The 15,536-nt window shown below is 58.5% G+C and carries 7 protein-coding genes and 1 pseudogene; 4 read left to right on the top strand and 4 right to left on the bottom strand.

Translation table 11 applies throughout. The annotated features are described in order from the left end of the window. Positions 1 to 427: 427 nt before the first annotated feature. Positions 428 to 4,312 carry an SIR2 family NAD-dependent protein deacylase gene (locus tag PPGU16_RS11060; protein ID WP_180720029.1) on the bottom strand — a complete coding sequence of 1,295 codons (3,885 nt, stop codon included), beginning with the start codon at positions 4,310 to 4,312 and terminating at the stop codon, positions 428 to 430. Between PPGU16_RS11060 and PPGU16_RS11065 the strand changes: the two genes are divergently transcribed. Continuing rightward, positions 4,299 to 9,251, top strand: a complete 4,953-nt coding sequence (locus PPGU16_RS11065) for a hypothetical protein (protein WP_180720030.1) — start codon at positions 4,299 to 4,301, stop codon at positions 9,249 to 9,251. The genes PPGU16_RS11060 and PPGU16_RS11065 overlap by 14 nt on opposite strands. A gap of 138 nt (positions 9,252 to 9,389) precedes the next feature. Here PPGU16_RS11065 and PPGU16_RS11070 read toward each other — a convergent pair. The 3 genes and pseudogenes from PPGU16_RS11070 to imuA form a co-directional block, all read right to left on the bottom strand. Beyond that, positions 9,390 to 10,580, bottom strand: a pseudogene (locus PPGU16_RS11070) (PHP domain-containing protein); the annotation flags it as partial. A 6-nt stretch (positions 10,581 to 10,586) separates the two neighbouring features. After that, positions 10,587 to 12,056, bottom strand: coding sequence for a Y-family DNA polymerase (locus PPGU16_RS11075; RefSeq protein ID WP_180720031.1), 1,470 nt, complete (start codon positions 12,054 to 12,056; stop codon positions 10,587 to 10,589). Next, the gene (imuA, locus tag PPGU16_RS11080; RefSeq protein ID WP_180720032.1) at positions 11,986 to 12,693 is read right to left on the bottom strand and encodes a translesion DNA synthesis-associated protein ImuA; all 708 of its coding nucleotides are present in this window, start codon (positions 12,691 to 12,693) and stop codon (positions 11,986 to 11,988) included. Before imuA ends, PPGU16_RS11075 begins: the two co-directional genes overlap by 71 nt. 386 nt (positions 12,694 to 13,079) lie before the next feature. Between imuA and tnpA the strand changes: the two genes are divergently transcribed. The 3 genes from tnpA to tnpC are packed head-to-tail and all read left to right on the top strand — an operon-like array spanning position 13,080 to position 15,469. Then, entirely contained in the window at positions 13,080 to 13,547 is a 468-nt protein-coding gene (gene tnpA / locus PPGU16_RS11085; protein WP_243460538.1) for an IS66-like element accessory protein TnpA, read from the top strand. Continuing rightward, a complete protein-coding gene (tnpB, locus tag PPGU16_RS11090; RefSeq protein ID WP_180720033.1) occupies positions 13,544 to 13,888 on the top strand; it encodes an IS66 family insertion sequence element accessory protein TnpB in 345 nt (114 codons plus the stop codon). Before tnpA ends, tnpB begins: the two co-directional genes overlap by 4 nt. 30 nt (positions 13,889 to 13,918) lie before the next feature. Beyond that, on the top strand, positions 13,919 to 15,469 hold the full coding sequence (gene tnpC / locus PPGU16_RS11095; RefSeq protein WP_180720034.1) for an IS66 family transposase: 1,551 nt from the start codon (positions 13,919 to 13,921) through the stop codon (positions 15,467 to 15,469). Positions 15,470 to 15,536 lie beyond the last annotated feature (67 nt).

Consider the following 15,536-nt stretch of genomic DNA (forward strand, 5'->3'; position numbering starts at 1 on the left):
AACGGCGAAGTTACGCGGGCGTCTCTTCATTAGTTCAACACGTTATTTCTATTCGATAGAAAACGATTTCAGGCATTTGAACCATATCGGTCTCAGGGTCCATTTCGAACGAAAGGAACCGCAGGGTGTTTCTCGCGCACCGACGGCCGGGAGCTTCCACCGGCACAATCGCGCCATCGACTCCGATGATTGCCTGTGCGGTCGAACGTCACACTCATTCTTTTAACCTCTCTATCAGAACAACATTGCTCGCGGACAACGTGACCTGCTATTGCAAACTAGCGTTTTCGCTCTCAAGTTCACGGATCCGACCGACGGACGCCTCGGATCGAATTCAGATGATAGCGTCTGCGACCTTCTAACGAGCCGCCTAGTATTCCGCTTGTTGCCGCGCACCATCATGGCACGGATGCGCGCAACAAAAGCGTCAACTCACATGATTCGATAAAGCCAATCGCACCTCGGGCAATGCGTCGATTCGCGTTTGAACAAGCCACGCCTCGAGTGTACCGTCGGCGGTCACCTCTGGCAGCAGTGCACTCGCGAGTTGCACGCATTCGGCTCGTACGAGAGAGATGGAGATTGCTCGTGTGCTCGCAGGGTCTACTTCCTTATAATTCGTTTGCGTAAGAAGGTCTGACAAAGAATTCAAGAGTCGTTCCGCGTACGCAACGTTTAGCTTTCCCTTTTGCATCAGGATTCGCGCGCAAGACAGCAGCGCATTAAGGCCATGCTCGGGTGCAACCTCAATTGCCGACACTAGTCTGTTGTACACCTGATCCGGAACAGCCAAACCTGCGCGCTCTTCATTCCCCGCCCAATGCAATAAGGCCGAGGTTGAGCTCTGAACACCTTTGTGATTGGGTGCGATAAATCCCTTCATGATGAGCCTCGGCAGCTTCTCCGCAAGAGTTGCGACGCTTCCAAAGAAACCGCACAGCCCTGCAAGGCCTCCCCAGCCATTGTTGCACTCTACCGCTTTCAACAACGCGCGCCCTCGCTCAACCGTCCTCTCGCTTTCCGCCATCGAAGGAACAATAAGGTCCGAAATGATCGCCCCGGCTCGTTCCCAAATCCACTCCGGGAGATGTGAGTCGAACATTCTCGGGTTATTTGGTTTCACCTCGACGGTTGGCGCCAACGCCAAGAACGCGTCGAACATGCGCGAAGCCTGCTGTTGGGTGGGTTTCAAACCAACCTGTGCAGCATGTTGAAGAGCCATGACGAAGGCCTGCGTTTCCTCCATCTCTCTCGAGCCTCGCGAGTCCGGGATGTGCAATGTTTCCGCAATCGGCGCGTCGAAGAGTATCCGACAAACTCTTGCACGCACGTCGATATCTTGCGGTGCAGGAAGCAATGCGATTGTGCTATACAGCAGATTTGCATCAGACGGCAGAGAGTCACTACCGTCATCGACACCTGACCACAATGCGTTCGCAAACCCCGCTTGCTCATCCGCGTCCAACGCACCACGTTGAACCAGAAACGCGAGGCGCATAATTGCCTCTCGGCGATCCGGCTGATCTTTGTCGGAAGCTTTAATAAGTTGTTGAACACGTCGCTTCCACATGGGCTCATTGGAGCGCCTGTCGGGAACAGCATACCAAATCATGTCGACAAATGACGGCCAGAATCTTGAGTCGACGTCAACCTCGGATGACAAAGGAAAGTTCATCACAGACCAAGCGACCTCCTCTTGCGCTGCTCTGGAGATCGATTGGGACGAGTACCTTCCCAGTTCTTTGAGCGCGTCCAGGATCCAATGATGTTGGAACCTAGGATTGTTCGCCCATAGCAAGGTTTGCTCAAAAATCTCTATAGCTTCTCGCTCCGTCATCCTGACGCTGAGTCGAGCGAGCACCGTCAAATGCAGGCGCAGTTCGTCAATAGCAATTCCTCGTTCATCACTGGACTCGGATCCGTTCGTATCGTCGAGTCGGCCAAGCCAGTAGTCGATCATGGTACGTTCCAACACGATCAATTCTTTGGCAACGTCCTCATCGAGTTGCGCAATCAACAGACGACTGAACCAGCGCTCAAATCCTTTATCGTATGGACTATGAAGTGCCCTCAGAACAGCCACGTACCATTGAACGCTTGGTTGATATCTGATCTCGAGCACCTGCAGAAGCGTGTGCGAGCAATAGCTAGCGTGGTTAATCCGTATCGGAAGACCTGTGCTCTCTGTTACATAGTCGAGCTCGATCCACGGCAACAGCGCCGAAGCATCCACCTCAAGCGATTTTGACCTAGAAGCGGGACGGTATCGTCCTGCCTCAAACAAGGGAACCATGCCGGTTGCCTTGTCGCGCTGCTCGTTCTGGACCGCCTGCGCTGCTGCGGAAATCTGTTCAAGTTCTTCGTGGGGGTCCACCTGCACAGTCGTGAAATCGCGCGCAGGCGGCAACTCAGCTCTCAGGCTCCAATTCGCTGCGACAGTCCCACGGTTGATGAGTTCAGCCCAACCGAGTCTTGCCTGAATCCACACAGAAGAGCGGTCAAGCCGGTGTACCTTCTCCAGGTCACTGGTCGCCTCCTTGATGAGCCGCGTTGCGAGTGAATAGCGCCCGGCTTCCGCATACAAAGACGCTCGTCGAAGCTTCCAGACGGAGTCATCTGTTTTCATCTGGTCAGCAAGTTCAAGCAGGTCGACCAGACGCCCTTTGTCGCGGGCGAATAGTGCCCGCTGGTAAGTACCGTCGAGCCGCCATTTTTCGAGGAGTTCGAGCGCATCGTCCAAGGTTTTGGCCCAATGGTCGAATCGCTTTGCGTCGGAAGATAGCCGGGCATCGCGCAGTACAACAACAATGAGAAAACCGCGGATATCTGGCGCGATTTCGTTTCCGTGCGTTTGAAGTAACTCGATTATCGCGATAATCGATTTCTCGGTCATTGGCTTGTTAGACGTTGTTCTCCGCCAAGCAAGCTCATACAAAGCCTCAGCGCGCTCCTGAAGATTAAGCGTCTTGAGCGCCTCGGGACGATAGAGCCACGCTTCTGGCATATCGGTTTGCAGAGAGCGTCTGATCTCCGATGGGCAAACAAGCCAGCCCGGATACCGCTGCCGGTCTTCCTTCCATAGTGCGATAGTCTTTCTGAGCGCGCTGGCGCAAAAGTCAACGTCTTTTACGGTGCGAGAGTGGGCATCTGGTCCCCCCTTGTTTAGTGGGTAAGCATGTGATGGATGCAGGATCCACTTATGCGCCGCATTTTGTCGAGCCGCGACCAGCGCTTGCAAGAAAATCTGCGTAACGCGTGCATGCTTGTCTGGTGACTCCGAGTCCACGAGAGGCGAAAGGTCGATGGGAGAGACGTTGTGCGCCTCAAGATAGCGACGCTTGGACGCCGAAAGCTCAAGATGACCAACAAGGTATATTCGACGCGCCTTACCTCCAAGATGGTCCCTGACCCATCCTGCCCACTGCAAGAAATTCGGATCGTCGCCCGAGAAGCCGAGTAGACATAGTTCGTTCTCGACGAAAACCTGTCGGGCGAGATTCAAAAAGGCGGCGTGCTTCGTGGGGTAGGTGCGGTAATCTTCTTCGGCGAAAATCAATGGCCCCGCGTCACCTATCGAGCCGTGCAGTTTGACGATCCTGGGGGCACGGGCATGTGGAAGGTCCGCCTCGAGCGCCACGACGTCATAGGGTTGCTCCACGAGTTCGGCCGCTCGTTCCAGCAGGCTGTCCCAATTCGTGGTGAGGACATCGGCCCAAGGCAACTTCAGAAAATCGATATGAAGTTGCCCGGGCTGCCAAGCTTTATCCGGACATCGGTTGCGAATGAATTCGTCCAGTGCGGCTTGCCCGAAGAAAATCCTGTACTCCTCGGCAACCCGCAATGCATTCGTGATCGTGCCTTTACGGTGCCCGTAGAGACGCTCGGCCATCTCGTCGATGAGGCTCGACCACAGCGGGGGTGGCTTGGTGTCCAGACCGGGAAGAATCGCATTTCGACTGAATCCAGCTCCAACCATCAGGGCAGCCCCTCTTGAGGAACCGTCACGCCAGAGCGCTCGCCCCAATTGCTGCAACGCAGGATAATCCTGCAGCTTCGTCAAATCGTCGCTCATTTGATCTTGACTGTTCGAATCAAAACACGGCTGCCTTAGTCTGGCTAAGCGCCTGTCTTGTTTGACATGATTTTTAGGCCCCTTCCTTCGAAGCCCTCTTCTGGAAGATCCAACAGCATTTTCGCAGAAGAATGCAAAAAGAGCTTCGGCTGAAGTTTGATAGAGCCTCAGTGCATGAGTACCGTTTATCGCTAAACTGCCATTCGTGACAAGATCAACGACTACGATGACATCGAACAACGGATCGGCCGGGGGCAGAGCGGAAGCAGCAGGCGGGGGTTACGAAACCTTAGTTGCGGCTTGGTACTGCGTTCGCATTCTTCTCGGTAGCCTAGCGCACCCACTGTTTGACCTGCCGGCCCATACCCGCCTCGTCTCCTTGCGCTCTCAAAGTGGCGAAGAGGTCGACGACGTGAACTGTCGGACGAGTGACGACGGCGTTGTCTTCGTGCAGGTGAAACGTACGGTCGGATTGACCAGCGGCGAGAAATCGCCCTTGGCGAAGGCTCTTGACCAGTTTGTGCGCCAGCAGAAGGCTGCGTCGGAGCATTTATCTAACTCGATTCTTGGGCGCCCTCTTGAACCTGCACGCGACCGGCTGGTCTTGGCGACCAGGAGCACAGCGCCGGCCAAGATCAAGGGTGAACTGACACGGCTTCTTAGAGGACTTAGAGACCAGACGGAGGCGACTCTACTTTCGGACATCGCACTCAATGCGGATGAGCGAGAAGTGGCCTTAGTAGTGGAGGGTCATATTCGGCGCTCATGGCAGGTGGCGTACGGGTCTGCGCCCACACCTTCCGCAATCGGTGCGTTACTCCGCTTGGTGCACCTCCAGTTCATCGATGTAGAGCCTGGTGAGCGCGATCGCCTTTCGTCAATGGATGACCTGCGTTCGCAGATTCTCACGAACCCGGACCAAGCCGATGCGGTTTTTTCATGCTTGGTAGCACACTGCATACGTCTTCGCTCGGATCAATCGGGCGCCGATGCATCAACACTGCTAAGCACGCTCGCCCAATCTGGAATTAGCCTTCAGGCCACGCCCGACTACCGCACCGACATTGCCGCCCTCCGCGCGTGGACAGCTCGCCGCCTTGCGACAGGTTCTCGCTTTACCTGCCTCGTCGAAGGCAACGCCGCGTCGGTCATCGAGCGAGCGGCGTGGCCAAGCACCGTCGAGGCTGCACGAGAAGGCTCCTTGCTCCTTGTTGGCGAGCCGGGTGCTGGCAAAAGCGGTTTCGCCTATCGCCTCGCCGAAACTGAGTTGGCCGCCGATCGTGACGTCATTTTTATCCCGGTCGACATGATGACCGTCGAGGGCCTTGCGGCCCTACGCGTGGAACTCGGCATCTCCCACGATTTTGCGGATGTCCTCGCCAACTGGCCCGGCGCGCAGCGTGGTCTACTTCTCGTCGATGCCCTCGATGCGGCGCGTAAGTCGGAAACTCAAACCGTATTGCGCACGACCATTGGGGATGTCCTGAGCCAAGCTGGTAGCAGGTGGAATGTTGTTGCGTCAGTACGAAGCTATGATCTACGTCAAGGCAACGAATGGGCTCGCCTGTTTAGAGGTCGTCCGCCTGCGCCGGAGCATGCAGACTCGGAATTTCTGAATGTACGGCACATTGCCGTCGGGCGCTTGAGCGAGCCAGAGCTTGCCCAAATCACCGAATTTTCGCCGTCGCTGAAGGGTCTCTATGACTCTGCTTCGCCACAGTTACGCGGTGTGTTGCAAAATGTGTTCAATCTGGGTCTCCTCGCCGGCCTCGTCCAAGACGGCATTGTGACAAGCGAACTTGCAGCGATCACAACCCAAACGGAACTGCTGGACACCTACTGGAACCATCGTGTACGCCGTGCTGATGGCAATCATGATCGACGGGAATTCACCCTCCGCGCGATCGTTGATCGAATGTTGGCATCCAAATCCCTGCAAGTTACTCGTGCCGACGTCGTAGCGCAGGGAGACCCGGCGCCTATCGTAGACCTTGAACAGCACGACATACTGCGGGCCGAGGACGAGCATGGTCATAACGAGGATGCACTTCTCTTTTCCCACCACATCCTCTTCGACTACGCCGTCGCGCGGTTAATCTTCCGCCGTGGCCGTGATCCCAAGATCCTTGTTGGCAGATTGGCGGAAGATCCAGCGCTTGCCTTGATGCTGAGGCCCAGCCTGTCCTTAGCGTTCACCGAGGTCTGGGACGACAAGCAATCCGGGCGCTCGCGTTTTTGGAACCTTGCCTTCGCCGTCGCAAATGAGGCTCAGGTGGCGCCAGTTGGCCAACTCATCGGCCCTGTGGTAATAGCCGAGCAGGCCGAAACCTTGGTCGATTTGCAGCCTCTTCTGGACGCCTTTGCGCCCAATGCACCACTGCAGAGCGCCGCCGAAGTGATCCTTCAGCACCTGACCGGTGCGGTGTTTGCATCTGTCAGAGCAGGCGTCCCCTTGACTGGCCCGAACGCCGGCCCATGGATGGCACTTGCGGAGACGCTTTCGCGAATTAGAAGCGACGCCGTCATGAACACGGTCCGCGTCCTCGTCCAAGCCGGTACCGAGAAGCCTGGGGAATTAACCGCCGAACAGCTTACCCAATCCGGAGTGGCCGCACGCGGCCTGTTGGAGTTCGCGTGGGATCAAAAGCCACGAATCGAGCAGTTTGTTATCGCCGGGATCAATGGTGCTGCCAACACGATGGCGTCCGATTCACAGGCTACGGTCGCTCTTCTAAGACGCGCGCTGGAAACTGAGCACCTTCAGCAATTTGGCTACGAGGAGTTAGATTGGATCACGCGTCACATCCGCACGTACGCGATCCATGACCTTGAGTTCGTAGTGGATTTATACACATCCATCTTCGCCTACGAAGAGCCATCGGTCGATTCCAAAACTAGCATTTCAAACAGTGCCATCCTGGGCCTCTCGTCTACACGTCGCCAGGACTATGAAATGGCTTGGTGGATGCTTTGCGAGGCTGCGCCTTGGCTGCTCGACGAGCATCCCGTCGAAGGGACAAGGTGCATTGCGCGCGGCATCGACGGCTACGTGCGGCGGCATGAATCCTCGCCGGAAAATCCGAATGTCGCAGAAGATTTCGATTACTGCGGACGGCGAGCACGCTTTATCCGTGATCGGAGCTATGGATGGAATGCCCCTGGGGTCCGGCACTATCGAGACGCCCTCGTCCTACTTAACAAGTTCGACGAGTTCCTAGAGCGGCTCTCGGCTCGAGATAACGCGCAGGAGACGTTCGTTCAGATCGTAGAAACGATAGCCGACGAAGCGGGCAATGCCGTCCTTTGGGCTAGCCTGTTGGCGGCCGCTGCGAAGCAACCTGCCGTATTTGCCCCGGCCGTTCTATGCCTAGCAAGCGCGAAGCCTGTCTTGGCTTCGCTCGAAACCCGATTTCAGGTTGGCAGCTATCTGACAGCGGTTTTTTCGACGCTGAACGTCGAGCAAAAAACATCTATCGAGCAGGCCATCCTAGATTTGTCCGGAGCAGGAAAAGGCAGGAATCAGCAAATCCTCGCTGGATGTCTTCCCGTTGCCGACTGCGTGACACCCGGCATGCAGGCCTTACAGGCCCAGGTCGCCTCGAATGCAGAAGCACCCGAGAATCGCCCCACCATGGAGTTCACGTTCGAAAGACAACAATACGATACGGATGCCTTCTTGGCGGACATCGGCGTCGACGTCACGGACGAAGGCAGCGCGTCTATTCGAAAACTGATGCGCCCCATTGAGGCCCTGCCCAACGCTTGGGATCCGAACCTGAGTGCTGACGAAGCGCGCCAGAGGTTGGCACTCATCGATCCGCTAATAGATCGCCTCCTCAGTCTTTCCGATGCGCAGGTAAATGAGAAGCTCTATGAACATGCTGCCGGTACCGCCGCGGAAGCGGCCTGTCGCGTGGCAAATGCCCACGTCGACGTCATCGAGCAACGTGACATTCAAGATCGACTGAAGCGGATATTCCTATTTGCGAGGAAATCGACGTTCCCAGCGTTTTCTCAAGAGCATGAAGACAATTTCCACAATCATGCGAGCTGGGGCGGCCCATCGGCGCGGAACCGGGCGGCGGCGGGGCTCATGGCGATCTCACGGCTTCACAATTCACTGGATCCTGACGTCCAAATCGCCATTCGTGATTTTGCGCGTGACCCCGTCTGTGACGTTCGCCTCCAGATTGTGGAAAACCTTTACCTGCTTCGTAGCAGCGATCCAGATTGGATGTGGGCTGAAATCGAATACGTTGTGGAGCACGAGTACACCCGACAGGTCGTCAATTCCGCGATCCAGTCTTTGGCGAAGGTGGCGTATCTCGACATTCCGCGCGTCATTCGTCTTGCGAAACGCGTCCTAGACCGATATAAAGCGCAGCAAGGGCCGGGAATCGGGCACGTCTGCCAATCGGCCGCTTCGCTGATCATGGACATACATTTCGCGCTTTCAGATCGTGAAGCGGATGAATTTTACGCAGAGCAACTTGCGCATCCGTCCGGCAATGCCGAGCGGCTACACGCTTGGGTCGTGCGGTACTCAGACAATCTCACGATTGGCGATGACTCCTCCTCTGACAAGGATCGTCAGCGAGCGAAGACGATCGCGTTCTACCACGACACCGTTGATGCCGTCTCTGACGCTGTAGAAAAAGTCTACGCGGACTACGACCTCGCTAAATCTCGTGAATGGTCGCCCGAGGTCTTAGCGCGTGCGCAAGCGTTGAACGGTGTCCTCGATGACATGGCGCTGCGGATCTATTTTGCGAGCGGCGGCGACAACACCGCAGACAACGCTCAAGAAGATTTGGCACGTCGTTGGCGACTCTACCGGGAACTCACCCCGGTACTCGATCGCTTGGCCGACTGCAGCGTTGTCCACACGGCTTATTACCTGATACAGGCGCTGGAAAACTTTATCCGCGCCGATCCGGCTGGAGTATTTCGACTGATTGCCAAATCGGTCATGGCCTCATCCAGATTCGGCTATGCGCTAGAGTCATTGGGCGCCGATGTTGTTGTTCGTATCGTCGAGCGATACCTCGCCGACTATCGGAACGTATTTAGCGACGACACTCGACTGAAGGAACTGATGAATTGCCTCAATTTGTTCGTCAGCGCCGGTTGGCCAGCCGCTCAGTCCCTTGCATTCCGGCTCGCAGAAATCTGGCGGTAGCGGTTCACCATTTGGCCCCCATTCCAGTCTCGGTCTCGCTGATATCCCGAATCTACCGATATCAACGGTAAGCCTGCTGATTCTAGACGGCTCAATGGCAATGCTTTGCGCGAAATCAGTAGAATTTTGGGTACCATAAACCACGATATCGGGCGGCTCGCCCCGCTCCTTCGAGATGAAGCGCTCGAACAGCATGTTGCCGCGCGCCGGATCGACCTCGGTCACGCCAAGGCAATAACACACAGCCGAGTTGGCAGCCGATCCGCGCCCCTGACACAGAATGTGCTGGCTGCGCGCATAACGCACGATGTCGTAGACGGTCAGGAAGTACGGTTCATAGCCGAGGTCGGCGATCAGCGCGAGTTCGTGCTCGATCTGTTCCTGCACGTTGAACGGAATGCCCGACGGAAAGCGGTACTGCGCGCCGATGTACGTTTCCTGCCGCAGATAGGCAGTCGGCGTGTAGCCTTCCGGCACGAGTTCGTCGGGGTATTCATAGCGAAGTTCATCGAGCGAAAACGCGCAGCGCGACAGCACGCTGATCGTCTCGCGTATCGTATGTTCGGGATACAGGTTCGCGATGCGCAAGCGCGAGCGCAAATGCTGCTCGGCGTTCGGCGCGAGTTCGTAGCCGCATTCGTGCACCGGCCTGCCGACACGGATCGCCGTCATCGTGTCCTGCAATGGCTTGCGCGAGCGCACATGCATCACGACGTGACCCAATGCGACGACGGGCACGTTCTGCTTCTCCGCGACATATTCGAGCGCGCCGCGATGAATGTCGTCCATTGCGCGCTGATGCAGCACGAGCCCGGCCCATGCACGACCGGGAAACGTCTCGTCGAGCCATTCGATCTGCGCGTCGAGCACCTCTTCGTTCGCGGGGAAGTCGGGCACGAGGATCGCGAGGCAATCAGGCATGCCACGCAGATGCGCGTGCTCGCGATCGGGCCGCGACAGATCGTGCGGCGTGAGCCGGTATTCGCCCTTCGGCGCGCGCGTGCGCGCAAGCGTGATCAGTTCCGACAGATTGCCGTAGCCCTCGCGATTCTGCGCGAGCAGGATCAGGCCGAACGCGGGCGTGCCATCGGCGTTGCGCAACTGGAAGTACGAGCCGATCACAAGGGGCAAGCCCACCTCCTTCGCCGCGACATGCGCGCGCACGACGCCCGCGAGCGAACACTCATCGGTGACGGCGAGTCCTGAATAGCCGAGCTGAAACGCGCGCTCGGCGAGTTCTTCCGCATGCGACGCGCCATGCAAAAACGTGAAGTTCGAGAAACAGAACAGCTCGGCGTAGGCCGGCAAGGCGTTGAAGGTCGTGTCCATCGCGCGTCATCCGAACAGGCCGTGCAGGAACCAGCGCGGTTCCTCTTCGGCATCGCGGCTGCTGACGCGCTCGTAATAAACCCAATAGCAGCTGCGGTCTTCCCCTTGCATCACGAAATAGTCACGCGTGACGAGCGCGCCATCGAACCAGCCCGCTTCGATCCGCTCCCCCGGCGATACCATCTTCAACGGCGAGCCATAAAATGGCCGGTGCTGGCGCATGAGCAGTCGCACGGGCGTCGCCAGCATCCATGTCGGACGCGGCAAGCCTTTAGGCAACTGCATTTTCTTTTCCACGTGGTTGATCGACACCCAGCGGTTCGCGATTTCGGGCCGGTAATCGGCCGTCGGCGCGGGACGCAGCACGTTCTCTTCGCCGTTGCGCGCGATCAGCAGTTCGATCAGGCGCGCGTGATCCGCCGGTGAGCCGCCCGGTTGAGGGAAAAGTTGATCGGTGGCAGGCGCGGCAGCGTCGACCTTCGATGCATCGAGCCGCAACACGATAGCGGGCGCCTCCAGCGTGAGGCGGTGCAGCCGCTCCTTCACGAGACGCAACAGATGATCTTCGTGCCATGCGGCCTCGCCCAACGCGATGTCGATCGACGTCGGCGCAATGGCTTCGCGGCCGCGCTCATGCTCGAACGACAGCGTGATCGCCGTCACGGCCAGTTGCTTCGCGCACAACCAGCCGCATAGCTGCACGATCAGCCGATGCGCGGCAAACACAGCGCCGTCCGCATGCTCCAGACGATCGGGCAATTCGAGGCGCGCGCTGAACGTGGGCGGCAGCTCGAGCCAGTCGAACAGTTCCGGCGCGGTGCCGAATGCGCGGTCGAGCGAATCCAGCAGATGCTCGCCGCAGCGCCGCTGCAGGCCGGCGCGCGGCAGACGGCGCACGTCGGCAATCGATTCGCAGCCAAGACCGCTGAACCAGTCGGCGAACGGACGGATTTCCGGCACGGCGAGCATCGGCAGCGGCTCGAGCACGCGCTCGAGCGATGCGAGTTGCAGCACACGCCGGTTGCCGTGTTTCGCCAGCAGCCATGCGCCCTGCCCGGTCGGCGCGGCGCTGATGCGCGCCGTCAGTCCGAGCGCGTCGAGAATCGCCTTCGCCTGACGGCACAACGGCAACAGTCCGCCGAAAAGCCGCAAGCTCCCGCCGACTTCGACGAGCACCGTCGCTTCGTCGAGCAGCGTGACATCGGGCGAAAACTTCATCAGCGCGATGCCGACCTCGCGCTGCGTGGCGTTCTCGCGTGCGATGTCGCGCTCGTACAGCGCCGTTTCCGGCGACAGCGTCAGCACGCCACCCCGCTTCATCCCTAGCCGCACGCCCGCTGCACGGGCCGCGCCGTCGGCGATCGCGACCTTGTCTTTCTCCAGCACTGCGCTGCCGTGCTCGGGTTCAGGCGACCACCTCGGTCGGAACACTTCGAGCGGCAACTTCGGCAAGTGGACGGCGAGAAAGACGCGCATGACGGGAAAACAGAACAGGGGTGGGTTGAAGAGGAATCGACAGAGGCTCCGCGCGTGTTGGGCCTCGTCGTTTCACGATGTCGACCATCAGACCGTCGGCCGATGGTCGTAACGCCAACCGCAGTAAAGCCGGCGATGAGTCCTGAGCCGAAGCAAGCGGCCGGACCATGATGAAGAGCGTCTCGGACGACTGCGCAGCCAGATGCAGCCGACGTAGCGATGACGCCTGCGCATGCTGCGCCCATAAGATGAGTGCGCCGCAGGTGCCGGCGCGCAGAATCTGCTCGGCGGACCAGAAGGCGTCGGAGCTTTTGGGCGCTTTGACCTGCAACAGGCTGTCGAGGGAGAGTCCGATGTAATCGAGGCCAAGGCCGTCCGGAATGTGCGGCGGTTGTACCAGCGCGATGGGGCGATCGCCCAGTGAACTCAATGCAGGCCGTAACAGTCGCATCTCACCGACTCCCGGCACCTGAACCAGCAAGTCGACCAGCGCGCCGATGGGCCAGCCACCGCCGGGTAACTCGGTGGATAGCGCGGGATACCCGGTATCAAGCGTGCGCCGCCCGCCGCGTGCGATCTGCGAGGCTCGCCATAGCGATGGGTGAATCTCTTCGGCACGCGTGGCTGCGGATGACATTGGCGTAGGAAAATACCTGTATATATGTACAGTATCCTACACGGAAATGGGCGCGGGAATGGGGCCCTTTTTGCGAAGGGTTCAGGGTTTTCTTAGGATTTGGGAAGCTGGTTTGCGTGGCTGCTAAGACGTATTGTCAGACATTTTGTTGGGTTTGTTTGAGCGCGAATTGACAGTCTGCGATCGGTGATGAGTGATCGCACTGCTGGTCAAGATGTCCAAAGGACAAAACGGAAGGAGTTGGTGTGCTGAGCGTAGACCGTCAGCAGGCGACGATTGCCGTCAGATGAGATGTGAGTGCAAAGCTGCGCGAATGACGTCTGCGTCAGTTCACGCTTGGTAAGTAAGCGGCTCACGAGGGCCGTTCTGGCATAGCGATTGAGGTTTTGGATAGTTTGGTATCCACCAAATTTATGGTGGGAACCAAAGTGGACAAGACGTGGGATGAGCGCTCCGCAGGCAGCGCATATAAACGGCCGAACTTTCCGACCGAATTCAAGCGGCAACTCGTCGAACAATCGTTCGAGCCGGGTGCGTCGGTAGCGTTGATCGCGCGCAGCAACGATATCAACGCGAACCTGCTGTTCAAATGGCGGCGGCTCTATCTGGCAGGAGAGTATGGTTTGCCAACGCTCCCGGAGGGCGCGGCGCCGAAACCGACACAGCAGGCACCTTCGCTGTTGTCTGTGGATGTCGTCGCTGAAGCAGCCAGCCATACGCCACCGACGGCAGTCACGACAGTACGGTCTCCAGAGGATCTTTGTGAGATCGAGTTCGACCGTGCGCGCCTGAGAGTTCGCGGCAACGTGTCACCGGATATGCTGCGCCTGCTGATTCGGGAGCTTACCCGATGATCGGCCTGCCGGCTGGCACTCGCATCTGGATCGCTGCCGGCGTCACCGACATGCGCGCCGGTTTTCAGGGGCTGGCGGCGAAGGTGCAGACCGCGCTCGAGGAGAATCCGCTGGGCGGCAACGTCTTCATTTTTCGCGGGCGGCGCGGCGACCTGATCAAGATCTTGTGGGCCACAGAGGACGGGCTTTGGCTCCTTGCGAAGCGGCTCGAACGAGGGCGTTTTATCTGGCCGCAGGCTGACGGTGGCAAGGTCCATCTGACCCATGCACAACTGTCGATGTTGCTCGAAGGCATCGACTGGCGTCAGCCGCGTCGAACGGCGGCGCTATCGGTGTTGTAAACGGCCTGGCGCACGCGTAAACTCCGGCGCATGACCGATGATGTCCCACTGCCGGATGACGTCGATGCGCTCAAAGCCTTGCTGATCGAGGCCCGCGCCCAGCTTGCCGAACGTGATATCGAGATCGAGCAGCTTAAGGCTCAGATCGACAAGCTCAGGCGGATGCAGTTCGGCCGCAAATCCGAGCAATTGGACCGCCAGATCGAGCGGCTCGAAACCAAACTGGAGGATCTGACGGGTGGGCGTGGTGCCGCCGATGTTCGCCGTGCCCGCGCGTCGGGTACGAGCGCGCCAGTCGGTACGACGGCCCCGAAGGAGGCGTTGCCGCCGCATCTGCTGCGCGAAGAGCACGTGCTTGACACTGGTTCGAACTGCCCGAACTGCGGCAACGCCATGCAACCACTTGGCGAAGACGTGTCTGAGCAACTCGCCCGTGTCGCCGCCGCGTTCAAGGTGATTCGCACAATCCGGCGCAAGGCAGTCTGCCCCTGCTGTCATCACTTCTCCCAGCCGCCAATGCCGGTGCTACCGATCGAGCGCAGCATTGCGCATCCGAGCCTACTGGCAGATATCCTCGTTTCGAAGTTTGCAGATCATCAACCGCTGTACCGGCTATCGGAGATTGCTGCGCGTGACGGCGTCACGCTCGATCGCGCCAGCATGGGGCGCTGGGTCGGTCAGTGCGAGGAGCTCTGTCGTCCGCTGACCGAGGCGCTGCGTCGCTACGTGATGGCGAGTTTCAAGCTGCATGCGGACGACACGCCAATTCCTGTGCTGGCGCCCGGCAACAGGAAGACCCGCACGGGCCGACTGTGGGTCTATGTTCGCGATGACAGTCGCTCGGGATCAACGGAGCCGGCGGCGGTCTGGTTTGCATACTCGCCCGACCGCAAAGGCATTCACCCGCAGAGCCATCTCGCCGGATTTGAGGGCATCCTGCAGGCCGACGCATACGGGGGCTTCAACGAGCTGTATGAAGGCGGCAGGATCCGTGAAGCGGCATGTTGGGATCACGCCAGGCGATATCTGTACGATGTTCATGTGCGTACACCCACCGAAGCGACAAGGCATGTGCTCGAGCTGATTGGCGAACTTTACGGAATCGAGGCCCATATTCGCGGCGCACCGCCAGGCGAGAGGCGGCAGGTACGACAGCACAAGAGCATACCGGTGTTAGCGGCCATCAATGCATGGATGACACACAAGCGCGCGACACTGTCAGCAAAGTCGGAACTGACCAAAGCGATCAACTATTCACTCAATCAATGGGACGCGCTCGTTCTGTACTGTGACGACGGTCGCGTCGAAATAAGCAACGCGCTGGCCGAAAACGCCTTGCGCTGCGTAAGCCTGGGGAGGAAGAACTTCCTCTTCGCAGGCTCCGACAGTGGAGGGGAAAGGGCTGCGGCAATGTACGGCCTGATCGGGTCATGCAAGCTCAATGGGATCAACCCCCTCAGCTACCTTGAATATCTCCTGACCCACATCGCCGATCACAAGATCAATCGCATCGGTGAACTCCTGCCATGGAATGTGGCAGACAGACTGCCCGTCCTGTCACCTCCACCGATCTCCCTCTGATCATTACCCTTCGGTCCAGTATCACTATCATCCCTCGCGCGCGCGAGTTCCATCGAACGGCCCTCGC

Source organism: Paraburkholderia largidicola (assembly GCF_013426895.1).
Classification (GTDB): domain Bacteria; phylum Pseudomonadota; class Gammaproteobacteria; order Burkholderiales; family Burkholderiaceae; genus Paraburkholderia; species Paraburkholderia largidicola.

Excerpts from the sequence above, each read along its gene's own strand:
- PPGU16_RS11065 (WP_180720030.1), top strand. The coding sequence starts at position 4,299 with ATGACATCGAACAACGGATCGGCCGGGGGCAGAGCGGAAGCAGCAGGC.
- PPGU16_RS11075 (WP_180720031.1), bottom strand. The coding sequence starts at position 12,056 with ATGCGCGTCTTTCTCGCCGTCCACTTGCCGAAGTTGCCGCTCGAAGTG.
- tnpC (WP_180720034.1), top strand. The coding sequence starts at position 13,919 with ATGACCGATGATGTCCCACTGCCGGATGACGTCGATGCGCTCAAAGCC.
- tnpB (WP_180720033.1), top strand. The coding sequence starts at position 13,544 with ATGATCGGCCTGCCGGCTGGCACTCGCATCTGGATCGCTGCCGGCGTC.
- imuA (WP_180720032.1), bottom strand. The coding sequence starts at position 12,693 with ATGTCATCCGCAGCCACGCGTGCCGAAGAGATTCACCCATCGCTATGG.